21 protein-coding genes are annotated in these 24709 nt (G+C 57.1%); 12 read left to right on the top strand and 9 right to left on the bottom strand.

The window, feature by feature from the left end; all coding sequences use genetic code 11:
- Positions 1–79: 79 nt before the first annotated feature.
- The 5 genes from QFW87_RS04170 (at position 80) to QFW87_RS04150 (ending at position 5642) form a co-directional block, all read left to right on the top strand.
- Positions 80–1675, top strand: a complete 1596-nt coding sequence (locus tag QFW87_RS04170; RefSeq protein WP_283189882.1) for an ABC transporter substrate-binding protein — start codon at positions 80–82, stop codon at positions 1673–1675.
- A gap of 72 nt (positions 1676–1747) precedes the next feature.
- Positions 1748–2758: an ABC transporter permease subunit gene (locus tag QFW87_RS04165; protein WP_027924494.1), complete on the top strand. Its 1011-nt coding sequence runs from the start codon at positions 1748–1750 to the stop codon at positions 2756–2758.
- 13 nt (positions 2759–2771) lie between these two features.
- Positions 2772–3683 (top strand): ABC transporter permease subunit, encoded by a 912-nt coding sequence (locus tag QFW87_RS04160; protein ID WP_150658847.1) that lies wholly within the window; start codon positions 2772–2774, stop codon positions 3681–3683.
- Positions 3684–3693: 10 nt separating this feature from the next.
- Complete coding sequence (locus tag QFW87_RS04155) at positions 3694–4662, top strand: ABC transporter ATP-binding protein (protein ID WP_283189881.1); 969 nt, start codon at positions 3694–3696, stop codon at positions 4660–4662.
- Positions 4662–5642: a peptide ABC transporter ATP-binding protein gene (locus QFW87_RS04150; RefSeq protein WP_111450436.1), complete on the top strand. Its 981-nt coding sequence runs from the start codon at positions 4662–4664 to the stop codon at positions 5640–5642. The genes QFW87_RS04155 and QFW87_RS04150 overlap by 1 nt, the downstream gene beginning before the upstream one ends.
- Positions 5643–5748: 106 nt before the next feature.
- Here the strand turns inward: QFW87_RS04150 and QFW87_RS04145 are convergent, their stop codons facing one another.
- The 5 genes from QFW87_RS04145 to QFW87_RS04125 form a co-directional block, all read right to left on the bottom strand.
- Positions 5749–5994 (bottom strand): hypothetical protein, encoded by a 246-nt coding sequence (locus QFW87_RS04145; protein WP_283182932.1) that lies wholly within the window; start codon positions 5992–5994, stop codon positions 5749–5751.
- A 155-nt stretch (positions 5995–6149) separates the two neighbouring features.
- Positions 6150–7394 carry an MFS transporter gene (locus QFW87_RS04140; RefSeq protein WP_283189880.1) on the bottom strand — a complete coding sequence of 415 codons (1245 nt, stop codon included), beginning with the start codon at positions 7392–7394 and terminating at the stop codon, positions 6150–6152.
- A 164-nt stretch (positions 7395–7558) separates the two neighbouring features.
- A complete protein-coding gene (locus QFW87_RS04135) occupies positions 7559–8086 on the bottom strand; it encodes a DUF6002 family protein (RefSeq protein ID WP_283190878.1) in 528 nt (175 codons plus the stop codon).
- A 170-nt stretch (positions 8087–8256) separates the two neighbouring features.
- On the bottom strand, positions 8257–8751 hold the full coding sequence (locus QFW87_RS04130) for a hypothetical protein (protein WP_283182930.1): 495 nt from the start codon (positions 8749–8751) through the stop codon (positions 8257–8259).
- Between the two features lie 188 nt (positions 8752–8939).
- Positions 8940–10523: a peptide chain release factor 3 gene (locus QFW87_RS04125; RefSeq protein ID WP_131062973.1), complete on the bottom strand. Its 1584-nt coding sequence runs from the start codon at positions 10521–10523 to the stop codon at positions 8940–8942.
- Between the two features lie 363 nt (positions 10524–10886).
- Here QFW87_RS04125 and QFW87_RS04120 point away from each other — a divergent pair, with 363 nt between their 5' ends.
- From QFW87_RS04120 to QFW87_RS04095, 6 genes are all read left to right on the top strand, one after another.
- Positions 10887–11603, top strand: coding sequence for an ABC transporter permease (locus tag QFW87_RS04120; protein WP_074873724.1), 717 nt, complete (start codon positions 10887–10889; stop codon positions 11601–11603).
- A gap of 20 nt (positions 11604–11623) precedes the next feature.
- Positions 11624–12517 (top strand): glycine betaine ABC transporter substrate-binding protein, encoded by an 894-nt coding sequence (locus QFW87_RS04115; protein ID WP_283182929.1) that lies wholly within the window; start codon positions 11624–11626, stop codon positions 12515–12517.
- Positions 12518–12529: 12 nt separating this feature from the next.
- The gene (locus tag QFW87_RS04110) at positions 12530–13183 is read left to right on the top strand and encodes an ABC transporter permease (protein WP_008148960.1); all 654 of its coding nucleotides are present in this window, start codon (positions 12530–12532) and stop codon (positions 13181–13183) included.
- Positions 13180–14337: an ABC transporter ATP-binding protein gene (locus tag QFW87_RS04105; protein WP_283182928.1), complete on the top strand. Its 1158-nt coding sequence runs from the start codon at positions 13180–13182 to the stop codon at positions 14335–14337. The genes QFW87_RS04110 and QFW87_RS04105 overlap by 4 nt, the downstream gene beginning before the upstream one ends.
- A 252-nt stretch (positions 14338–14589) precedes the next feature.
- The gene (locus QFW87_RS04100) at positions 14590–15519 is read left to right on the top strand and encodes a transposase (protein WP_283180508.1); all 930 of its coding nucleotides are present in this window, start codon (positions 14590–14592) and stop codon (positions 15517–15519) included.
- Positions 15520–16062: 543 nt separating this feature from the next.
- A complete protein-coding gene (locus QFW87_RS04095; protein WP_283189879.1) occupies positions 16063–17226 on the top strand; it encodes a type III PLP-dependent enzyme in 1164 nt (387 codons plus the stop codon).
- A gap of 59 nt (positions 17227–17285) precedes the next feature.
- On the opposite strand, the gene QFW87_RS04090 is transcribed toward QFW87_RS04095, so the two are convergent.
- The 4 genes from QFW87_RS04090 to QFW87_RS04075 all read right to left on the bottom strand — a co-directional run bounded on the left by QFW87_RS04090 (position 17286) and on the right by QFW87_RS04075 (position 22165).
- A complete protein-coding gene (locus QFW87_RS04090) occupies positions 17286–18179 on the bottom strand; it encodes a hypothetical protein (RefSeq protein ID WP_283189878.1) in 894 nt (297 codons plus the stop codon).
- A gap of 76 nt (positions 18180–18255) precedes the next feature.
- Positions 18256–20520, bottom strand: a complete 2265-nt coding sequence (locus tag QFW87_RS04085) for an alpha-xenorhabdolysin family binary toxin subunit A (RefSeq protein ID WP_283189877.1) — start codon at positions 20518–20520, stop codon at positions 18256–18258.
- Between the two features lie 212 nt (positions 20521–20732).
- On the bottom strand, positions 20733–21488 hold the full coding sequence (locus QFW87_RS04080; RefSeq protein WP_283189876.1) for a tetratricopeptide repeat protein: 756 nt from the start codon (positions 21486–21488) through the stop codon (positions 20733–20735).
- On the bottom strand, positions 21485–22165 hold the full coding sequence (locus tag QFW87_RS04075; protein ID WP_283189875.1) for a Fe2+-dependent dioxygenase: 681 nt from the start codon (positions 22163–22165) through the stop codon (positions 21485–21487). Before QFW87_RS04075 ends, QFW87_RS04080 begins: the two co-directional genes overlap by 4 nt.
- Positions 22166–22372: 207 nt before the next feature.
- Between QFW87_RS04075 and QFW87_RS04070 the strand changes: the two genes are divergently transcribed.
- Complete coding sequence (locus QFW87_RS04070) at positions 22373–24634, top strand: TonB-dependent siderophore receptor (RefSeq protein WP_283189874.1); 2262 nt, start codon at positions 22373–22375, stop codon at positions 24632–24634.
- The last annotated feature ends 75 nt before the right edge of the window (positions 24635–24709 follow it).

Genomic DNA, 24709 nt, shown 5'->3' with positions numbered 1-24709 from the left:
GCACCTGCCGAACGGCTGATTCAGTGACGAATCGGCCGTTCGGCTTTTGTCCTTCTAACCGATTGCAGAGGGTTCTTTGATGAAAATGCTTCCCCTACGTGCGGCCATCGCTGCCGCGTTGCTGAGTGTCGCTGTTGGCGTCTCGGCCAAACCCCTGGTGGTCTGCACCGAAGCCAGTCCGGAAGGCTTCGATATGGTCCAGTACACGACTGCAGTCACAGCCGATGCGGTGGCCGAAACCATCTTCAATCGTCTGGCGGACTTCAAGCCTGGCACCACTGAAGTGATTCCGGCACTGGCCGACTCCTGGGACATCAGCGAGGACGGTCTGACCTACACGTTCCACCTGCGCAAAGGCGTCAAGTTCCACACCACCGAATACTTCAAGCCGACCCGCGACATGAACGCCGACGACGTGGTCTGGAGCTTCCAGCGTCAGCTGGACCCGAATCACCCATGGCACAAACTGTCGAGCGTGGGCTTCCCGTACTTTGAAAGCATGGGCTTCAAGGAACTGCTCAAAAGTGTCGAGAAGATCGATGACAACACGGTCACCTTCACCCTGACCCGCCGCGAAGCGCCGTTCCTGGCCGACATCGCCATGGCCTTCTCCTCGATCTACTCCGCCGAATATGCCGACCAGCTGCTCAAGGCCAACAAGACCGGCGACCTGAACAACAAGCCTGTCGGCACCGGCCCGTTCGTTTTCCAGCGTTACAACAAGGACGCTCAAGTCCGCTTCAAGGCCAACCCGGATTACTTCCGTGGCAAGCCGCCGGCTGATTCGCTGATCCTGGCCATCGCCACCGACAACAACGTGCGCCTGCAAAAACTGAAAGCCAACGAATGCCAGATTGCGCTGTACCCGAAACCGGATGATATTCCGAGCATCAAGAAAGACGACAAGCTGAAGGTCGATGAGCTGAACGCGATGACCGTCGCGTATATCGCCATCAACACCACGCACAAATACCTGAGTGACGTGCGCGTGCGTAAGGCCATCGACATCGCCTTCGACAAGGAAGCGGCCGTCAACGCGCTGTTTGGCAAAGGCAATGCGACCGCTGCGGTCAACCCGTTCCCCGACACGCTGCTGGGTTACAACCACACCCTGAAGAACCCGGCCCGCGACCTCGACAAGGCCCGCGCCCTGCTCAAGGAAGCCGGCGTACCGGAAGGCACGGTATTCACCCTGTTCACCCGCAATGGCGGGGGTGCGACCAACCCCAACCCGATGCTCGGCGCGCAGATGATGCAGGCCGACCTCGCCAAGGTGGGCATCAAGATCGATATCCGCGTCATGGAATGGGGCGAAATGCTCAAACGCGCGAAAAACGGCGAGCACGATATGGTTTCCGCCGGATGGGCGGGCGATAACGGCGACCCGGATAACTTCCTGACGCCTATGCTCAGTTGCGAAGCCGCGAAGAACGGCGAAAACTACGCGCGCTGGTGCAATGAAAAGTTCCAGGCCCTGATCGACCAGGCCCGCGAAAAAACCGACCCGGCCGAACGTGCAGCGCTGTACGAACAGGCTCTGGTTATTTTTAACCAGGACCAGCCATGGATCAGCATGGCGCACACCCGTATGTTCACCGCAATGCGTAACAACGTGGAGGGCTATCACATTAGCCCGCTCACCACTAACAACTTCGCCACCACTCAGGTGAAGTAGATAAGAAACTACCGGCATTCCTGACCCAGGAATGCCGGGCACGCCTAACCGGCTGATGAGGGACACCACAAGATGTTTAGTTTTATTGCCCGCCGATTGGGGTTATTGATCCCCACGTTCTTCGGCATCACCTTGCTGACTTTCGCGTTGATTCGCATGATTCCAGGCGACCCCGTGGAAGTGATGATGGGCGAACGTCGAGTCGACCCCGAAATGCACGCTCAGGCAATGGAGCGCCTGGGGCTGAACAAACCCCTGTATGCCCAATACCTGGATTACGTTGGCAAACTGGCCCACGGCGACCTTGGCGAATCCCTGCGTACCCGTGAAAGTGTCTGGAGCGAATTCACTTCTCTATTCCCTGCGACCCTGGAACTGTCCATGGCCGCCCTGCTGTTCGCCGGCATCCTGGGCCTTCTGGCCGGGGTGATCGCGGCACTCAAGCGAGGCTCCCTGTTCGACCATGGGGTGATGGGCATCTCCCTGGCGGGATATTCGATGCCGATCTTCTGGTGGGGCCTGATCCTGATCATGTTCTTCTCGGTGTCCCTGGGCTGGACCCCGGTGTCCGGGCGGATCGACCTGCTCTATGACATCGAGCCGCGGACCGGTTTCATGCTTATCGACACGCTGCTGGCCGATGACGTCGGTGCGTTCTTCGATGCCCTGCATCACCTGATCCTGCCGGCCATTGTGCTCGGTACCATTCCGCTGGCGGTGATCGCGCGGATGACCCGTTCTTCGATGCTCGAAGTGCTGCGTGAAGACTACATCCGTACCGCCCGCGCCAAAGGCCTGTCGCCATCGCGCGTGGTATTCGTTCACGGCCTGCGTAACGCGCTGATTCCGGTACTGACCGTGGTCGGCCTGCAAGTCGGCACATTGCTGGCCGGTGCGGTCCTGACCGAAACCATCTTCTCCTGGCCCGGCATCGGCAAATGGCTGATCGAAGCCATTGGCGCACGGGACTATCCCGTGGTGCAAAACGGCATCCTGTTAATCGCCTGCCTGGTGATTCTGGTCAACTTCGTGGTGGACATCCTCTACGGCTTTGCCAACCCACGCATTCGTCACCAGCGCTGAGATCATTATGACCATGACCACTTCAATTCCAGCGGTAGCAGTCGATCAAAGCCTGCTGTATCCGTCTCCATACAAAGAATTCTGGCAAGCGTTCTCCAAGAACAAAGGCGCCGTCGCCGGCCTGATGTTCATGCTGCTGGTGATTTTCTGCGCCCTGTTCGCCCCTTGGGTAGCACCGCATAACCCGAGCGAGCAGTACCGCGACTTCCTGCTGACCCCGCCGTCCTGGCTGGAAGGTGGGCAAATCCAGTTCCTGCTCGGCACCGATGAACTGGGTCGCGACCTGCTGTCGCGGCTGATCCACGGTTCGCGCCTGTCCCTGCTGATCGGTTTGTCGTCGGTGGTGATGTCGCTGATTCCGGGCATCCTTTTGGGTCTGTTCGCCGGGTTCTTCCCGCGCTTGCTCGGCCCGACCATCATGCGTTTGATGGACATCATGCTGGCCCTGCCGTCCCTGCTGCTGGCGGTGGCGATTGTCGCCATCCTCGGCCCTGGCCTGATCAACACCATTATTGCCATCGCCGTGGTTTCGTTGCCGTCCTATGTTCGTCTGACCCGCGCCGCGGTGATGGGCGAACTGAACCGCGACTACGTGACCGCCGCGCGCCTGGCCGGTGCCGGTCTGCCACGCCTGATGTTCGTCACGGTGCTGCCTAACTGCATGGCGCCGCTGATCGTTCAGGCCACCCTGAGTTTCTCCTCGGCGATTCTCGATGCCGCGGCACTGGGCTTCCTCGGCCTTGGCGTACAACCGCCAACCCCTGAGTGGGGCACCATGCTGGCTTCGGCTCGCGACTACATCGAACGCGCCTGGTGGGTAGTCAGTCTGCCTGGTTTGACCATTTTGCTCAGCGTGCTGGCAATCAACTTGATGGGCGACGGCCTGCGCGATGCGCTGGACCCGAAACTCAAGAACGCCGCCTGAGGAGATTCAAATGTCACTGTTAGAAATCAAGAATCTCAACGTTCGCTTCGGCGACAAGAACGCCGTTCCGGTGGTCGACGGTCTCGACATTACCGTGGACAAGGGCGAAGTGCTGGCCATCGTTGGCGAATCGGGTTCCGGTAAGTCCGTGACCATGATGGCGCTGATGGGCCTGATCGAACATCCGGGGATCGTCACCGCCGACGCCCTGAATTTCGACGGCAAGAACATGCTCAAGCTGAGCAACCGCCAGCGTCGGCAGATTGTCGGCAAAGACCTGGCCATGGTCTTCCAGGACCCGATGACCGCGCTGAACCCAAGCTACACCGTCGGTTTCCAGATCGAAGAAGTGCTGCGCCTGCACCTGAAAATGTCCGGCAAGCAAGCCCGTGCACGCGCCATCGAACTGCTGGAAAAAGTTGAAATCCCGGGCGCCGCCAGCCGTATGAATGCTTACCCGCATCAACTGTCCGGTGGTATGAGCCAGCGTGTTGCGATCGCCATGGCGATTGCCGGCGAGCCGAAACTGCTGATCGCTGACGAACCGACCACTGCTCTGGATGTAACGATTCAGGCACAGATCATGGATCTGCTGCTGGCGTTGCAGAAAGAGCAGAACATGGGTCTGGTGCTGATCACTCACGACCTCGCGGTAGTGGCCGAAACCGCTCAGCGCGTGTGCGTGATGTACGCCGGCCAAGCGGTCGAAGTCGGTCAGGTGCCTCAGCTGTTCGACATTCCGGCGCACCCGTACAGCGAAGCGCTGCTCAAGGCGATTCCGGAACACAGCCTGGGCGCCACCCGCCTGGCGACGCTGCCGGGCATCGTTCCCGGTCGTTATGACCGCCCGCTGGGTTGCCTGCTGTCGCCGCGTTGCCCGTACGTGCAGGACACCTGCCGTCAGCAACGTCCAACCCTCGACCCGAAAAGCAACAGCCTCGCCCGCTGCTTCTACCCGCTGAATCAGGAGGTGGCGTAATGGCCGTCGTACTTACCGCCCGCGACCTGACCCGTCACTACGAAGTGTCCCGCGGCCTGTTCAAGGGCCATGCGACCGTACGCGCACTGAACGGTGTGTCATTCGAACTGGAAGCCGGCAAGACCCTCGCTGTGGTCGGCGAGTCGGGCTGCGGCAAATCCACCCTGGCCCGTGCCCTGACGCTGATCGAGGAGCCATCCTCCGGTTCCTTGAAAATCGCTGGGCAGGAAGTCACCGGCGCCAACAAGGCTGAACGCAAGCAACTGCGCAAAGACGTGCAGATGGTGTTCCAGAGCCCGTACGCCTCGTTGAACCCACGGCAGAAAGTCGGTGATCAGCTCGGCGAGCCGCTGCTGATCAACACCAACCTTTCCGCCGCCGAACGTCGCGAGAAAGTCCAGGCGATGATGAAGCAGGTGGGCTTGCGTCCCGAGCACTACCAGCGTTATCCGCACATGTTCTCCGGCGGTCAACGCCAGCGGATCGCCCTGGCCCGCGCGATGATGTTGCAACCTAAAGTGCTGGTAGCGGATGAACCGACCTCGGCGCTGGACGTGTCCATTCAGGCGCAGGTGCTGAACCTGTTCATGGACTTGCAGCAAGAGTTCAACACCGCTTACGTGTTCATCTCCCACAACCTGGCGGTGGTGCAACACGTCGCCGATGACGTGATGGTGATGTACCTCGGTCGCCCGGTGGAAATGGGTCCGAAAAACGACATCTACGAGCGTCCTCTGCACCCGTACACCCAAGCGCTGCTGTCGGCCACCCCGACCATTCACCCGGACCCGAACAAGCCGAAAATCAAGATCGTCGGCGAATTGCCCAACCCGCTGAACCCGCCGTCCGGCTGCGCATTCCACAAGCGCTGCCCGTACGCGACCGAGCGCTGCAGCACTGAAGAGCCGGCTCTGCGCCTGCTCGACAGCCGCCAGGTGGCTTGCCATTACGCCGAGCAGTTTCTCGACGGCGCGGCATAAAAAAACGCGCCTCAGTCACTGAGGCGCGCTTTTTCAGAGTTAACCAAACCCCTTCTTGCCGGATGGCGCATCAGCCCGACAGTCGGGGTTTTCTTTTGCCTGTCATTTAAGCCCCTTCTGCCTCGTCGCTGTCCGGATCATCGGTGGTCGAGTCGTCATCGTCCGCGCTGCCGCCCTGCCCCTGATCACCGGGCTCCGATTCGGATTTGGCGATCATCAGATCACTGTGCCCGACCTGCCCGCTCGAAGCCTGGGTATCGTGATTCTCGCACTCGGCCCAGACCGCCGAACTGCCGAGGGCCAGCATTACCAATACTTTCGACATCAGTAAAACGCGTAGCAATCTGTTCATAACCGATTCCATCCATTTGTAGGTGAAACAGCGGTGCCTCTCTGGCGCTGAATAAAATCTAGTTCCGATTGATTCAGTTCTCCAGATAGGACGCTGACGAATGGACGGAATGCCCTTGGCGGGAAGATTGGTTGTGAATAACGCCTATAACCAGATCAGCTAAGTGACGCAGGCTCGCCGCGCGCCGAGGAGAGAACCCGTTGCCGCTCCGACAAACGCGTTGCTTGATAAAACAGCGGTATGGACAACACCGCCAGAGCCGCGCTTGCGAGCCAGACACTGTGGCCACCGAAATGACCGTAAAGCTGACCGCCAAGTACAGGTGAAAACAGCGCGCTCGCACTCCAGCACATGAAGAACAGACCGAAGTACTGGCCGCTTTTTCCGGCTTGCGCGTGCTGCATGACGAGTACATTGAGCGGCGGCATGAACAGGGCTTCCCCCAGGGTCCAGACCACAGTGGAAAGGCAGGCGTAAAACACCCCGGAACCGAGCGGCAACATGCCGAGTCCGACCGCCAGCAACACACATCCCGCCGCCAGTTGCCGGCGCGCGCCCCAGCGTTCACCCCAGTGCGAAAGCGGTATTTGCAATACCACAATCAGCATCGCATTGAGCCCAAACTGCCAACCGATGGCTTCAGTGCTCAACCGGTAGTAATCCCGCAGGTAATTGCCGAGCATGCTGTAGATCGAGTCGAACGCCATGCCAAGCAGGATCACCGCTGCCAGCAACCAGAGGAACGGTCGATCTCGATAGGGGACGCCTGTGCCTGTGCCTGTGCCGACATCGGGCGTTTCGTCAGGAATCAGCACCGGTCGATGCCATGTCGTGCGGACAAACCAAAGCAATGCCAGCAGCGTCATGGCCGCGCTGACAAAAAACACCCAGCGAAAATCGGTCTGCGCCAGCACCCCGCCCGCCAAGCCGGCGGCAGCCATCCCGAGGTTTCTGGCGACACGGCTCAAGGTCTGCGCGCGAGAACGCTGCGCCACCTCGCAGTACTCCATGATCAGCCGCTGATGCAGCGTACGAATAGCTCCGTCGAGTGTCCCGCTGAGCAAAAGCAAACCTGCCAGCAGCGGCACCTGCGTGGTCAGCCCGAGCAAGACCAGCGTCCACACCGAGGCAAAAAACAGCGCAGCCGTCAGCCGCGCCGTGGGCACATGATCGCTCAGCCATCCGCCCAGCATCGAGCCGATCAGCAGTCCGGCGCCGTAAGCGGACAGCAGCCAGCCGACTGTTTCAATGGCCAGCCCCAGTTCCTGACGCAGGTACAGCGCCATGAACAGCTTGACCATGCTGCTCAAGCGATTGATGAAAAGCAGCGCCGCCAGCACCCAGGCCATGGTGCAGAAATAGCCATCCAGCCGCAGCAGGTGAGTCAGCCGACTCATCATTCCATTGATCCTTAAAAAGACAGCTATTTGCCAATTGCCTTTCGAACAGTAGACGGCTACGACTGAGTTGTCTCGAGTAGAAACGCCAACAACGCAAAACCAGAGTCAAGCTACCCGGCCAAAGGAAAAAACCTACAGAAAAACCGTTGCGCAACATCCCATTCTCATGGGTTAGCAGCGCTCCGGAGCCTTGAGTTATGGTATCGCTGAACCTTCAGACAAAGGCTGGCTGGCGTATTTGCGAGCAACTGAGTGCATTCGCTGTAGCGCTGCATGCACTCATGAAGCGAAACGACAATTCCCGAGCCGCCATTGGCCCTGACCTGCGCAGTCATTTCCAATGCGGTAGGTGGCAGGTGCGTATAAAAAGTGGGTTCGAGAACCTCGTCAGGACTCCAGGTCGCGCCAGGAAAATGCGCATATTCCGACTGTACCCATAAACCGTTGGCTGTCTGCGTATAGCGTGGAGCAGAAGCGCCCTCGAAATTTCCGTCGAGTAAGTGCAGAACCATGTCGCTGGTCGCGAGATGTTGAACCAACAAAAATGAAGTAGTGGCAACCTGTGTCCCGTGATGTTTCATCACTTCCACACCTGAGCAATACCCCAAAAGACCATAGGCACTCGGCGTCACCATACTAGATGCAGCATGGGTTGCCTGACGGCAGAAAACCCGATTGCCGTGGCGCTGAATGAAAACTAGTTCCGATCAGCCAGGTTCTCCAGATAGGACGCTAACGAATGGACGGAATGCCGTTTGTGGGGAGATTGGTTTTGAATAAGAGTTATCTCCAAACCAACTAACAGCGTCGAAATCGGGGCATTAAAAAACCCCGCAGTTTTCACAGCGGGGTTTTTAGGCACTTACTTTTTACTTCTTAATTTAAATTGAGTCTCAACTTCATCGAGCACAGACAATTTCGACAAGCCAGAAAGATTTGCACTTCCTGTCACATCAACCCTCTTGGGCTCCCCTCTATCGCTTTCAACGGTACATTTAAAAACCACTTCGATTTCATTTTTGACGGCATCAATATTACTCACACGAACTGTCCCCCCAGACACGGGGTGCCACTGGACGCCGTCGGCAGTTCTAAAGTAAAACGACACGGCACTGTCACTTGGCAGGTCGTCATTTCTATCGGGATAAAGTTTATACTCCTTACCCTTTTGGATTTCGCGTATATAAAAGAAGTCTACAAAAGATGCGTTGCCTGCATCATCGCCCCCCGATAAGTGGCTTTCGAAAAAAGGCGGGCGATATAGCCGCAACTCACACTGGGTTGCGTTAAATTGAAACATCCCCTTGAGATCAACTTTATATTCACCTGTAGTTCCAGAATCTGTATTAGCTGTCATGACAATCTCCTTTAAAAAAATACTGTAGAGAATCATTTCTCCCCATTTTTTATACCGAAGATGCCCCCACAGTTCTACTGTCAAATCTGACAGTTGAACCTGTTTTCAACCATGAAATCGACGAACGGACACCCAACAAAAAACCCCGCAGCTCTCGCAACGGGGTTTTCGGTGTAGCCGATCAGCGCTTAATGGTGCTCACGCGTCGCGCGGAATTTCACGTCCGGCCAACGCTCTTCCATCAGCGCCAGGTTGACCCGCGTCGGGGCCAGGTAGGTCAGGTGACCACCGCCGTCGATGGCGAGGTTTTCCACAGCCTTGATCTGGAATTCTTCGAGCTTCTTCTTATCGCTACAATCGATCCAGCGCGCGGAATAAACGGTAATCGGCTCGTAGGAGCACTCGACCTTGTATTCCTCTTTCAAACGGCTGGCGACCACATCGAACTGCAGCACACCGACGGCGCCGAGAATGATGTCGTTGCTGCGCGTCGGGAAGAACACTTGGGTCGCGCCCTCTTCCGCCAGTTGCTGCAAGCCCTGACGCAGTTGCTTGGATTTCAGCGGATCACGCAGGCGCACGCGACGGAACAGTTCCGGGGCGAAGTGTGGAATGCCGGTGAAGCCCAGGACTTCGCCTTCGGTGAAGGTGTCGCCGATCTGGATGGTGCCGTGGTTGTGCAGGCCGATGATGTCGCCGGCAAACGCTTCTTCCAGTTGCTCACGCTCGGAGGAGAAGAAGGTCAGCGCATCGCCGATCCGCACGTCCTTGCCGGTGCGCACGTGGCGCATCTTCATGCCTTTTTCGTACTTGCCGGAGCAGATACGCATGAAGGCGATACGGTCGCGGTGTTTCGGGTCCATGTTCGCCTGGATCTTGAACACGAAGCCGGCGAATTTCTCTTCAACCGGTTCCACGGTACGTTCGTTGGCGACACGGGCCAGCGGTTTCGGCGCCCAGTTGACCACGGCGTCGAGCACGTGATCGACACCAAAGTTGCCCAGTGCAGTACCGAAGAACACCGGGGTCAGTTGGCCGTCGAGGAATTCCTGTTGATTGAATTCGTGACAAGCGCCCTGTACCAGTTCCAGCTGATCGACGAAGCGATCGTACTCATCGCCCAAATGTGCGCGAGCTTCATCGGAGTCGAGCTTCTCGATGATTTTCACATCGGTGCGCTCGTGGCCGTGGCCAGCGGTGTACACGATGATGTAGTCGTCGGCGAGGTGATAAACGCCCTTGAAATCGCGGTAGCAACCGATCGGCCAGGTGATCGGCGCTGCCTTGATCTTCAGGACCGCTTCGATTTCGTCGAGCAGTTCGATCGGGTCGCGGATGTCACGGTCGAGTTTGTTGATGAAGCTGACAATCGGCGTGTCACGCAGACGGCAAACGTCCATCAGCGCGATGGTCCGTGGCTCTACACCCTTACCGCCGTCGAGAACCATCAATGCCGAGTCAACCGCCGTCAGGGTGCGGTAAGTATCTTCGGAGAAGTCTTCGTGGCCCGGGGTGTCGAGCAGGTTGATCATGTGATCGCGATACGGGAACTGCATGACCGACGTGGTAATGGAAATACCCCGTTGTTTTTCCATTTCCATCCAGTCGGAGGTGGCATGGCGGTCAGACTTGCGAGATTTCACCGTGCCAGCAATCGCAATCGCCTTGCCCATCAGCAAGAGCTTCTCGGTGATGGTGGTTTTACCGGCATCGGGGTGGGAAATAATGGCGAAAGTGCGGCGTTTCGCGACTTCGGCGGCCTGTTTGGTCATGGGAAATCGCCTGGCAGGTGATTCAAAAAAGGGCGGCGAGTATAGCGCAAACCGAGCCTTACGGACCACCGCTCGCCCTGTCGCCAACGGCGATCGACGGGCCGGAAGGGAGATCAAGGGTGGCTAAATGCTGTTAATTATGGAACCTTTTAAAAGGTGCAGACGTCCACTCCCCTGTTACGGCACTCGTACCAGGGGCTGAAAAATCAGCAAGTTGGCCTGACGAGGCTGCGCTTATGGCTCGATCTCATGCGGTTTTATCAGCATGAAGAGCTGCTTCTCGCGAACGTTGATAATCCCGGCAGCCAGGAATGGCATGCCACTCGGGACTGCGTTCGCCGACAAAGAAAAAGGAGTCTGCCTGTGGCTATTCGCTATGGCAAAGGGCTGATAGGAGGTGCGGTTGTCGTCGCCCTTCTGGCCCTGCTGGTCCACTGGATTGGCATCAACACGATCGAACAGTACCGCGACGATTTGTTGTTTTACCTGCAAGCCCATTTGATTCTCGTCCTCGCTTCCATGCTGGCCGCCCTCGTTGTGGGCATACCCGCCGGTATCTTCCTCAGCCGCCCGACCATGGTGGGCCGCGCTGAACGCTTCATGCAGATCTTCAACATCGGCAACACCGTGCCGCCTCTTGCCGTACTGGCCATCGCCCTGGGTATCCTCGGCATCGGCAGCGGCCCCGCGATTTTCGCCCTGTTCCTCGCCTCGCTGTTGCCGATCGTGCGCAACACCTATGAAGGCCTGAAAAACGTTCAGGGTTCGCTCAAGGAAGCGGCCGTCGGCATCGGCATGACACCGACTCAGGTGCTGTGGCGGGTCGAACTGCCGAACGCCGTGCCGATCATCATCGGTGGCGTGCGCGTGGCGCTGGCGATCAACGTCGGTACCGCACCGCTGGCGTTCCTGATCGGCGCCAACAGTCTGGGCAGCCTGATTTTCCCAGGCATCGCCTTGAACAATCAGCCGCAACTGCTGCTCGGCGCGGCCTGCACCGCCCTGCTGGCCTTGCTGCTTGACGGCCTGGTGACACTCGCCAGCCGCCTCTGGCTCGAACGCGGCCTCCGCCCGTCTTAAGCCTCGGCAAAGGAATTTTTATGAAGACATTAAGCTTTTTAATAGGCTGCGTTCTGCTGTTCGCAGGATTTGCCCAAGCCGCTGAAAAACCGGTGATCCGCATCGGTGCCCGGGTGTTCACCGAACAAACCCTGTTGGCGGAAATCACCTCCCAATACCTGCGCACCAAGGGTTACGACACCCAAGTGACCGGCGGTCTGGGCAGCAACCTGGCCCGCAGCGCCCACGAAAGTGGTCAGCTGGACTTGATGTGGGAATACACCGGCGTCTCGCTGGTGGCTTACAACCACATCACTGAAAAACTCGACAGCGCTCAGTCCTACGCCAAGGTGAAAGAACTCGACGCGAAAAAAGGCCTGATCTGGCTCACCCCGTCGAAATTCAGCAACACCTACGCGCTGGCCCTGCCGGAAAACACAGCGAAGGCCTACCCGCAGATCAACACCATCAGCGAGCTGAACACGGTGATGCAGGCTGAGGCGAAGACCCATCACCTGGTGGCGCTGGACACCGAGTTCGCCAACCGTTCCGACGGTCTGGACGGCATGGTCGACCTCTACGGCATGAACCTGACCCGCAAAAACATCCGCCAGATGGACGCCGGGCTGGTCTACACCGCCCTGCGCAATGGTCAAGTGTTTGCCGGTCTGGTCTACACCACTGACGGTCGTTTGAACGCCTTCAAGCTGAAACTGCTGGAAGACGACAAGCATTACTTCCCGGACTACACCGCAGCACCGGTGGTGCGTCAGGTGTATCTCGATGCTCATCCGAAACTCGCCGAAGAACTCAAGCCGCTGGCTGAACTGTTCGACGACGCCACCATGCGCCAGCTCAATGCGCGGGTCGACGTCGATCACGAAAGCCCTTCATCCGTTGCCGCCGATTTCCTGCGTCAGCACCCCATCAAATAAGGAGGAAAAGACATGGAATTTCTGAACGCCTTTTCCCATCTCGACTGGCCGTTGGTCCTGCAACTGACCGGGCAGCACATCACCCTCGTTGGTATTGCAGTGACCCTGGCGATTCTCGTTGGCGTGCCGCTCGGCATCCTGATGACACGCTTCCCGACCCTCGCCGGCCCCTTGCAGGCCAGCGCCACGGTGCTGCTGACCGTGCCGTCGATTGCGCTGTTCGGCCTGCTGCTGCCGTTCTACTCCAAGTTCGGCCAGGGCCTGGGCCCGATGCCGGCGATCACTGCGGTGTTTTTGTACTCGCTGCTGCCGATCATGCGTAACACCTACCTCGCCCTGACCGGCGTCGACCCCGGCATTCGTGAAGCCGCCCGCGGCATCGGCATGACCTTCGGCCAGCGCCTGCGCATGGTCGAACTGCCGATCGCGGTGCCAGTGATCCTCGCCGGTGTGCGCACCGCCGTGGTCATGAACATTGGTGTGATGACCATCGCCGCCACCATCGGCGCCGGTGGCCTCGGCGTACTCATTCTCGCTTCCATCAGCCGCAGCGACATGTCGATGCTGATCGTCGGCGCCGTGCTGGTCAGTCTCCTGGCCATCTTCGCCGACCTGCTTCTGCAATGGCTGCAACGCACGCTGACTCCAAAAGGACTCCTGAAATGATCGAACTTCAAAACCTCAGCAAGACCTTCCAAAGCAACGGCAAAGATGTGAAAGCCGTGGACTCGGTAAGCCTGACCGTCAATGAAGGCGAGATCTGTGTGTTCCTCGGGCCATCGGGTTGCGGCAAAAGCACCACGCTGAAAATGATCAATCGCCTGATCAAGCCGACCTCCGGCAAGATCCTGATCAACGGCGAAGACACCACCGACCTCGACGCCGTGACCCTGCGCCGCAACATCGGTTATGTGATCCAGCAGATCGGTCTGTTCCCGAACATGACCATCGAGGAAAACATCACCATCGTTCCGCGCCTGCTCGGCTGGGACAAACAGAAATGCCACGACCGCGCCCGCGAGCTGATGAGCATGATCAAGCTTGAGCCCAAGCAGTATCTGAATCGCTACCCGCGCGAACTGTCCGGTGGACAACAGCAACGGATCGGCGTGATTCGTGCGCTGGCGGCGGATGCGCCGTTGTTGCTGATGGACGAACCGTTTGGCGCGGTCGACCCGATCAACCGCGAGATGATTCAGAACGAGTTCTTCGAGATGCAACGCGCGCTGAACAAGACCGTGATCATGGTCAGCCACGACATTGATGAAGCCATCAAGCTAGGCGACAAGATCGCAATCTTCCGCGCTGGCAAACTGCTGCAGATCGATCACCCGGACACTTTGCTCGCGCACCCGGCGGATGACTTTGTCAGCAACTTCGTCGGCCAGGACAGCACCCTCAAGCGTCTGTTGCTGGTGAAAGCCGAAGACGCGGCGGACAACGCGCCGTCGGTGAGCCCGGAAACGCCAGTGGCTGAAGCCCTTGAGTTGATGGACGAACTGGACCGTCGCTACGTGGTGGTCACTGATGGCGAGAACAAAGCGCTGGGCTACGTGCGCCGTCGCGACCTGCACCGTCAGACCGGCACGTGCGCGCAATACCTGCGCGAGTTCAACGCCACTGCGGTGTACGACGAACATTTGCGCATCCTGCTGTCGCGCATGTACGAGTTCAACCGCTCGTGGTTGCCGGTGATGGATGCGGAGCGGGTGTTCCTGGGTGAAGTGACACAGGAATCGATTGCCGAATACCTGAGCTCCGGCAAGTCCCGTGGGGGCAAGACCAGTATTGTTTCGCCTGCTGAGACTGCCGTCGCCTGATCTGACGCCTTCGTCGGAACGCCGCCCGGGGCAAGCCCGCTTGTGTCTTGCGCAGGAATTAGACTGAGGATGAGAGCGGTGAATGGCAAGCTGAATGCCCGGAGTGCTTAAAGCACGTGTGGGAGCCCATGCTGCCATTCACCTCTCCGCTCTGGTTATTGAGCCCGAACAGTTGAACGAGCCGACCTCGAACATTACAAGCGTGGTGCCCAGCCAGAGCGCTCTCACCTTTGAGTGTAAGAGGGATCGGCTATGTTTTCCTGCGCAGGCATCGATGTTTCCAAAGATACCCTTGAAGTTCGGATTAACCCGCAAGACGTTGGCGCGAGTCACCTCAATACCGCCAGTGATTTCCTTGCGCTGATTGACTGGTTAAAGCGCTATCAGGTCAGCCGCGTATTGCTGGAAGCCACCGGCGGCTATGAGCGAGAGGTCATGAAAGCGCTTCAGGCTGCCGGCTTCGAAGTCTTGCGGATCAACCCTCGCCGAGCCAGGGATTTTGCCAAGGCCATGGGGCAGCGCGCTAAAACCGACCCGATAGATGCGCGGCTGCTCGCGCAGTTTGCCGAAGTCATAAAGTCGCCAAGCAACCGAATCACCAGCCCTGAACAGGACAATTTGCGTGCGCTGGTACAGCAGCGCGAAAATTTTGTTCAGCAGCAAGGCGACGATATACGGCGCCTTAAAACAGCCTCTGCTGACACGGTAAAACCCTGTCTGCGAAGTCATATCGACTATTTATGCCAAGCCATAAAGTCGATAGAAAAGCTGATCCGTCAAACTGCTAAAGACCTGGACAGTGATAAAACGGCCCGTTTGTGCTCGGTCAAGGGTATAGGGCTCGTGACGGCAGCCAGCTTGATGGCCTACTTACCCGAGCTGGGCGAGGTTGGACGGCACGAGATTGCAGCGCTGGCAGGCATAGCCCCCTACAACGACGACAGTGGCAAGCATGAAGGCCCCCGCCACATTAGCGGCGGCAGGTTTGCTGCGCGTCGGGCAATGTACATGGCGTGCTGGGTGGTGATTCAGCGACAGCCTGAGTTCAAAGCGCGGTATGACGCACTGCGTCATAAGGGTAAATGCGCAAAAGTAGCGCTCATCGCCTGTATGCGTGTGTTGTTGATACGGCTGAACGCCATGATCCGAGACCGAACCGAGTGGAAAGAACCCTTGGCCTAAACGGGTCGCGGTGTTCCTGTAGGGCATCGCATGGCCTAAAGCTGTGGGAGTTCAGCTGTCTATCAATATGCTTTCAAAATAAAGGTCATCAAGACAGTTGCTCCCACATTGGTCCGCGCTCATCCACAAGATTGTGAGCTGACACAGGTCCAATGTGGGAGCGGGCTTGCTCGCGAATGGAGCACCACAAGTTCCACTGAAACACCTCAAAGATCCCTGCAAAGGGAACATCACACTGTCATGCAGGTCGGTTACATCAGTAGCTGTCCAGGACCGCACGACGGATGCGTGCAAAAACGCGACATTTTTTGTTGATCTCAAGCCCCTCACGCCCTAAAGTTCGCGCCGAACGTCCATGCTGGAAACGATCCATCCGGCTCAAGTACTGACGACGAGACAGCAAGGCCAAGGGAAAGCACCGCTTCCCATGGCCTTTTTGCTTTCGGCGACATGCCTTGGGAAGTAGGCGAACCAAAGTGGGGATACGGAGGACGTTCATTTGCACCCATTGATTAATCTAGTTTGCCAGTAGGAGTTCCCAGCATGTCGATCAACGTCGAAGACTATTTCGCGCGCGATACCTTCAACAAAATGAAGGCCTTCGCCGACAAACAAGAAACCCCGTTCGTGGTGATCGACACCGCGATGATCAGCCAGGCCTATGACGACCTGCGCGCCGGTTTCGATTTCGCCAAGGTCTACTACGCGGTCAAGGCCAACCCGGCCGTCGAAATCATCGACCTGCTCAAAGAGAAAGGCTCGAACTTCGACATCGCCTCGATCTACGAGCTCGATAAAGTGATGAACCAGGGCGTCGGCCCGGATCGCATCAGCTACGGCAACACCATCAAGAAATCCAAAGACATTCGCTACTTCTACGAGAAGGGCGTGCGTCTGTATGCCACCGACTCCGAAGCCGACCTACGCAACATCGCCAAGGCTGCACCGGGTTCGAAAGTCTACGTGCGCATCCTCACCGAAGGCTCGACCACCGCTGACTGGCCTCTGTCGCGCAAATTCGGTTGCCAGACCGACATGGCCATGGACCTGCTGATCCTCGCTCGCGACCTGGGCCTGGTGCCTTACGGCATCTCGTTCCACGTCGGTTCGCAGCAGCGCGACATCAGCGTCTGGGACGCAGCGATCGCCAAGGTCAAAGTGATCTTCGAACGCCTGAAAGAAGAAGACGGCATTCACCTGAAGCTGATCAACATGGGCGGCGGTTTCCCGGCCAACTACATTACCCGCACCAACAGCCTGGAAACCTACGCTGAAGAAATCATCCGTTTCCTCAAGGAAGATTTCGGCGACGAGCTGCCGGAAATCATCCTGGAACCAGGCCGTTCGTTGATCGCCAACGCTGGCATCCTGGTCAGCGAAGTGGTGCTGGTCGCCCGTAAATCCCGTACCGCGGTAGAGCGATGGGTGTACACGGATGTGGGCAAGTTCTCCGGCCTGATCGAAACCATGGACGAAGCCATCAAGTTCCCGATCTGGACCGAGAAGAAAGGTGAAGTGGAAGAAGTGGTCATCGCCGGCCCGACCTGCGACAGCGCCGACATCATGTACGAGAACTACAAGTACGGTTTGCCGCTGAACCTGGCGATTGGTGATCGTTTGTACTGGTTGTCGACCGGTGCTTACACCACCAGCTACAGCGCCGTTGAGTTCAATGGCTTCCCGCCGCTGAAGTCGTTTTACGTGTAACTGACGCTTCGAGTTTCAAACGCCCAATGAAAAACCCATGACAGTGTCATGGGTTTTTTTTAGAAGACCTTGGCCATTTTCAACAGTTGGTCTGACATGGATTTAACATCCTCCAGTGAGCCGGTAATCATCGGCAAAGAGGCCTTGGCACGCATCATCGTTTGTTGAGGATAATGAGTTGCCAGCGACCGTTTGGTTTCATCGAGCATGTAGGTCCAGCGGTAACAGAAATCACCGAGGTTGCATGCGGCGATGCTGGCTTGCCGGTAAAGATCGCCAAGGCGTCCCATGTGCGCTCGGGACATCTCTTGCCGTTCCGTTTGCGAGTACGGATGGTCAGGATCGTAATCCATGCCCGGCAACCCAATTCGACCCAAGGTGTAATAGGCTTCAATCTTGGACATCGGGCCTTCGGTACTTAACGGCAATGTCAGCGATTCGATGAAGCGAATAAAAATGCTGTGGATCGACACCGCAAGTTTAGTTACCTGCAACTTGAAGTCCGTCACTGCATATTGGCAACGTTCGAGCCGCGCATAGAGTTCGCGCATCACATCAATCACATTGGCACAGGGCGCATTGCCCCAACCGGCAGATCTGACAACGGCGAACTGCTGCGGATCAATTACCGAAATCGCCAAACGCCGATTCTCGGTAACGCTGACAATCGCCTGAAACTCGCGGATAAAACCGCTCACATCCTGCAGTACCCGAGTCGACACGTTACCAAGGCAAGGTACGGTAATACCGATCGCTCGCCAGCAGACCGCGTTGCCACGCGCAACTTGAATCAATGCCTGAGAATCGGGCCGAGGCAATAAGGTATATCCGGATCGGGCGATAGAATCTGAGAACCGGTTGATTTCCCCAAGTGCGCCAGGCAAGTCGTTCAAAAAAACAATGTATTGCTTCAACGAGGCAAAATTCTTTTCTGCCAATAAATAATCCAGCATCAGTCTCTCCTTGGCCTGACAAAACCTCGACTGCCAGCGTCAAAGTTGCCGCTGGCAGTCCGTGATCATCCGTTTGTCAGCGCCTTGGCATCGACACGGGCGCGAGGAACTTGATAAACAGCGGTGCCTGCACCTTGAATGCATTGTCCAGCGCTTCGACATCGGCAAATTGCGCTGCGGCGGTGGCCGTCAGGAACTGCCGATAAGCTGTCGCAGCACCGCTATAGACAGTGGCGTATTCATGTCGCGAGTCCTCTATCGAAAGAATCGCCTGCAAGTATTTAGTCCTGCCGAGTGATGCCTGAATAATTGAATTCTCGACATCAATCTTCTCGACCAAGGCATCAATCTTCAGCTTCAACTTGTCACTCTCGCGAAGCATGTCGATAAAAGCAATTGTCTTGCCGGCGTCGATTAATGTTTTTTTAAGTTGGTCGATCGCCATCATCACCAGTTGAATCTCTGTAGGAGCCAGGCCCAACTGAGTGACCTTGGCAAGGGTCAGTTCAATGTCTTTGCCAAGTGCTTCAACGCCTGCCTTTCCCAGGGTAGCGACGGCTTCAGAGATGGTTTTGCGCTCATCCGTGAACGCCTGCAACTTCAATTGCAGATCACTGATTTCATCTTTGGCCATTTGCTCTTCGTGCGCAAAATCAACCAGGTAAGTCTGGACCAGGCGTCGATCGAACGAATCGCTGATATCCGCCAGGCATTGGTCAATTTTGGACGACTTCTCCTTGATTACATCGGCGGCCTGCTTCAAGAGTCGCTTACGATCGCCATCGATTTCTTCGATAACTAGCGGGTCAGCCTCGCTCAGTCGTTCTTTTTCGAGGTCTTCAAGACCGCGCTGAATGATTTCGAGTTCGTACTTGCTGGTCTGAGCGGTGCCTTGTAACTCGTTGCTTCCCCGACCGACCTCTCTGACAACGCTGTCGAAGCGGCTGAACAAGTCCGGCAAATAACCAAGCTTGACCTGCCAGGTATTGGCCTGAATGCGCGCATTACGCATGTGTTCGTGATGGGTACTTAATGCCGCCAAATCGAGCGGCGGATAGGCCGAATTGAACAGGCTTACAACATTCATTGAACGTGCTCCCAACGAGTTATTGCGTGAAAATTCCTCCTGAGCCTCCTTGAACACCAGAATAAGAGCGTCGGCATCGGTCTCGATTTTTCTCCATGGATTAACGACCAGCCTGAATTGCGCGATGAACTGTCGCAGCGACAACGCATCGTTGATGGTAGCGATAGCTTTGGAAGAGTTTGCGACAGCATCGTGCAAGACGTTCCAGGTATAGATAAGGTTTTTTGTCGCGATTTCGGCATCGATTGCCACGATTTCAAGACTCTGCAAGTCGTGCTTTACACGCGCCAGAGAACCCAAGGTCTGATTCATGCTGTCCAGCTTCAGAATGTCGAGATCCTGTTGGGCATACAGTTCGTTACGCGCTGCACGAATGTTTTCAGCTTCGACGCCCATATAGATAGCCATCGCCAACCCGACAATGTTCATACCAGCCGCGGCTTTCAATGCCTCCTGAACGGCCGCTTTGTACTCAGTATTCTTTAGTTCAATCTCGGCGGAACGATCATCAATTTTCACTTGCAGATTTTTTATTTCTGCTGACAAGGTATTATTTTTTATCAGATCAACCTTGTATTGGATGCCAGGCAGGATGTACTCCTGAAGATCCATACCAAACGCATCGAGGTCTTTCTTGATGCCGCGAGTAATATTTAAGTTCTTATCAACTTCTTCAAATATCCTGTCGAGAAAATAACCCAAATCACTCAGCGTATCGCTTTCCAGTTGCAGACCTGGAAACTTGTCGCCCAACGCGGCCTGCAGCGCTCTTAGTTGTTCAACCGTTTTAATGTCGTGCAGGTCCAGCAGATTGCCAGCCCTTACGTCGGAGTAGACTTCTTCCATCGATGCACCATACGTCAGCATGCTCGTTGCGAAGTTACTGAGGCCGCGGCCCGTCATCATGATGCGCTCGCGCAAGTCCGTCCAACGCGAGGCATGGTTGTGAGTATTGAGGAAAGTGGTCAGGAAGTCCGCGGGGGAAAGGCCCGGACCACCATCCTGACCGGCACCGAAGCGCAGATAGTCAGTAACGTCTTTCAAAGTACGCGGAAGCCTGAAAGCGGCAGCCTGATACTTGTGCAGATCGATGATTTGTTTTTTAGTCAGCAACAGCCCCGTGGCACGTACATCACTATTAGAGCCCGAAGCGGATGCACTGATTAACCGCGCCGGAGCTTCAGCGGCGTACTGCAATATTTGCTCGGGAGAAGCGTTTTTCAGAGCGTCATCCCACAATTTATTACCAGACATAATTATTCCTTTAATTAGTCAACACACAATTAGATATTTAATAACGTGATTTGCAGAGCCGGAACATTACAACCATTCAAACTGCGCACTGGAAATAAAACACAATGCAGCGCCACTGCAAAGTGCAAACTTACGAGGATATATTTATAAAAAATACCAACGCCTGGCGAGCAAGCAACTAATCCACTCGCGTGACAAGCCGACGGCGAACTTCAAATGCTTACTTGGTTGGCTGCCCGTGCGCGATATTCCAGGGCCATTGCTTGCACTTGCGCGTGGGGCACGTTCGACAGTGTCTGCGCCGCGATACTTAAAAAAGCCGAATGCCCCGCGTGCATTGCCCGGCGATACCAGACCAGCGCTTCTTCGATGTGCGAGAGTTCCACCAGAACGCTGGCATAACTGAACTGCCCACGAAAATCACCGCCCAGCGCCGAACGTCGATACCAATCAAACGCCGTCACAGGATCAGCAGGACAAAAATGGCCTTGCTCCAGATATCGTCCCAGCAAGTTCATCGATTTCGCATGGCCCAGTTCCGCTGCCCGGCGATAAAGATTCAACGCTTGCGCCTGATCCTCAATAACGCCGCGCCCGGTGGCCAACAGGTTGGCGTAGTTGTACATCGCCCAATCCAGTCCGGCTTCGGCGGCCTGGCGATAATGCCCCGCAGCAACCGAAGCATCGGCAACGCAACCCCAACCATGCTCATGACAACGACCGAGCATGTTGCGCGCCATCAAATGCCCTCCCCCGGCGGCAATCCCAAACCAGCGCAAGGCCAGCGGCTGATCCTGCTCGATGCCCTGCCCATCCAGCAGAATCTGCCCGAGCAACGCTTGAGCATCCAGCACGCCTTCGCGGGCGGCGATCAGAATCGCCTGGGCGGCACGTGCCGGGCTTTCTTCGAGCATGGCTTTGAGCCGGTCACCGTCGAGGATTTCCTCGCGGCGCAGTTGATAACTCATACCTCGACCCAGCGACGCAACAGGTTGTGATAAGTGCCGGTGAGGCGAATCAGCGAAGGGTGGTCGGGCATGTCCTGGGTCAGTTGCTGGATCGCTCCGTCCATCTCGAACAGCAAGGCGCGCTGGCTGTCTTCGCGCACGAGGCTTTGAGTCCAGAAGAACGAGGCGTAGCGAGTGCCGCGTGTCACGGCGTTGACCTTGTGCAGGCTGGTGCCGGGGTACAGAACCATGTCGCCGGCCGGCAACTTCACCCGTTGGGTGCCGAAGGTGTCCTGGATTTCCAGTTCGCCGCCGTCGTAGTCGTCCGGTTCGCTGAAAAACAGAGTGGCCGACAGATCGGTGCGCACTCGCTCGATGCTGCCTTTGGGCTGGCGCACGGCGTTATCGATGTGAAAGTCGAAACTGCCGCCGGCTGTGTAACAGTTCAGCAACGGAGGGAAGACCTTGTGCGGTAACGCCGCGGACATAAACAGCGGATTTTTCCACAGCCGTTCCAGCATCGCCGCGCCGACTTCCTTGGCCAGCGGATGACCTTCCGGTAACTGCAGATTGTGCTTGGCTTTGGCCGACTGGTAGCCGGCGGTAATCTTGCCGTCAGCCCAATCTGCGTGCTCCAGAGCCTCGCGGATGCGCTGCACTTCTTCTTTCGCGAACACGCCGGGAATGTGCAGCAGCATGGGATGACACCTGAAGACAAAAGAGGCGGCAATGGTATTGATTCTTATTGCCCTTGTAAAACCCCTGTGACGAACGAGCCACCAAAAACCGTAAGGTTAAATTGTAAAGAATGTAAATTTGTCGCGAATAGTAACGTTTCGCAATTGATACAAATACCTGTTTACCCTATATTCCGCGGCCTCAAATCCTTGGGGAGGGGAATTCTCATGTCACGCCAACAACTACAATTACCGGTCAGTTCACCGCGTTTGCTCGCGTCTGCAATTGGCGTGGCGATCACCGCCAGCTCTGCGGGCCACATGGCTTTCGCGGCTGAAAAGACCGACGAAAAAGCACCGAGCAACTCGATTTCCCTGGGCGCTACCGCTATCAACGGCGAAGCTCAGGACGAGACCTCCTACAAGACCGATACCTCGGCCAACAAGAAGTACACCGCGCCACTGCGTGAGACGCCGAAAAGCGTCACCGTGATTCCGCAACAAGTGATTCGCGACACCGGCGCCACTAGCCTGGTCGACGCGCTGCGTACCACACCGGGTATCACGTTCGGTGCCGGTGAAGGTGGCAACCCGGCCGGCGATCGTCCGATCATTCGCGGCTTCAACGCCGAAAGCGACACGTTCGTCGACGGCATGCGCGATCCGGCGTCCCAGAGCCGCGAGATCTTCAACGTTGAATCGATCGAAGTCAGCAAGGGCCCGGGTTCCGCCTTTACCGGCGCCGGTTCCACCGGTGGCAGCCTGAACCTGGTGAGCAAGACCGCCAAACTGGGAAATGCCTACAACGGCGGCTTCACCTGGGGCTCGGATCAGACCAAGCGCACCACCCTCGACCTGAACCAGCAGATGACCGACACCTCGGCCTTCCGTCTGAACCTGATGAAGCACGAAGCCAACGTCGCCGGCCGTGATGCCGTGGACGTCAGCCGTTGGGGCGTGGCACCTTCCTTCGCGTTCGGCCTGGGTACCGACACCCGCCTGACCGTCGGCTACTACCACGTTGAAACCGACGACATGCCCGACTACGGCATCCCGTTGACCTTGAGCCCCAACCGCAGCAAGTACAACGTCGATAAACCTGTGAATGTCGATCGCGACAACTTCTACGGCCTCACCGGTCGCGACTTTCGCGAGACCAGCAACGACAGCGGCACCCTCAAGATCGAACACGATCTGAATGATGACCTGACCGTGTCGAACAGCTTCCGCATGTCCCGTTCTACGCTCGATTACATCGTCACCAACCCGGACGACAGCAAGGGCAACGTGGTCAATGGCAGCGTGTATCGCGGCGCGAAAAGCCGTAACTCGACGTCCAGCGGCTGGATCAACCAGACCGACCTGAGCGCCAAGTTCAACACCGGCGCCATCGAGCACAGCCTGGTCACCGGCCTTGAGTTTTCCTATCAAGACACCCACAACCGCCCGTACATCCTGACCCAGACCGCCAGCGGCACTCGCTGTAACCGCGCCCTGTTCAACTCCGGCGACTGCACCAGCCTGCAGAATCCGACGCCTGGGGATAACTGGAACGGCTCGATCGCCGACAGCGCTGCGTTCACCGACACCGACACCAAAACCGCTGCGGCCTACGTGTTCGACACGCTGAAGTTCAACGAGCAATGGTCTCTGAACCTGGGCTTGCGCTATGACAACTACGAGGTCGAATCCAGCGGCTTCGCCAACGCTAGCAGCACAGCTCCAGCGGGCAGTTTCTCCCGTCAGAACACCAGCGACCTGGTGAACTACCAGATCGGCGTGGTCTACAACCCGTTGCCTAACGGCAGCATTTACGCGGCCTACTCGACCTCCAGCAACCCGGCTGGCGAAACCAGCGGCAACGGTGGTCTGGAACTGGCAGCGAACAACAGCCGTCTGGATCCAGAAAAGAACCGCAACTACGAGATCGGCACCAAGTGGGACTTCTTCGGTGACGATCTGTCGCTGACCGCCGCGCTGTTCCGTACCGAGAAAACCAACGCCCGCATCAACGATCCGGACGGCGGCACCACTCAAGTGCTGGACGGCGAACAGCAGGTCAATGGTGTAGAACTGAGCTACAGCGGCAAGCTGACTCGTAACTGGAGAGTCTTCGGCGGCTACACCTACATGGACAGCGAAGTGGTCAAAACCACCCTCGCCGCCGATGAAGGCAACCACATGCCAAGCACTCCACAGAACAACTTCACGTTCTGGTCGACCTACGATCTGGTGCCGGACAAGTTGACCGTCGGTGCCGGTGTAACCTACGTCGATTCCCAGTTCGGCAACGTCGCCAACTCGGTGGAGATCCCGTCCTACTGGCGTTACGACGCGATGGCCAGCTACCGCCTGACCAAGAACGTCGACCTGCAACTCAACGTACAGAACCTGACCGACGAGCGTTACTTCGATCAGATACTGCAGAACCACTACGCCCACGTGGCGGCGGGCCGTACCGCCCTGCTGAGCGCCAACTTCCACTTCTGATTGCCAGTCACACCGCAATCCCTGTGGGAGCGGGCTTGCTCGCGAAGAGGGAGTGTCAGTCGCCATCAATGCCAC

The sequence above is a fragment of the Pseudomonas sp. PMCC200344 genome (genome assembly GCF_030053095.1).
GTDB classification, from domain to species: domain Bacteria; phylum Pseudomonadota; class Gammaproteobacteria; order Pseudomonadales; family Pseudomonadaceae; genus Aquipseudomonas; species Aquipseudomonas svalbardensis.
Note: the sequence above shows the minus strand (reverse complement) of the source record. Positions and strands in the feature narration are given on the sequence as shown.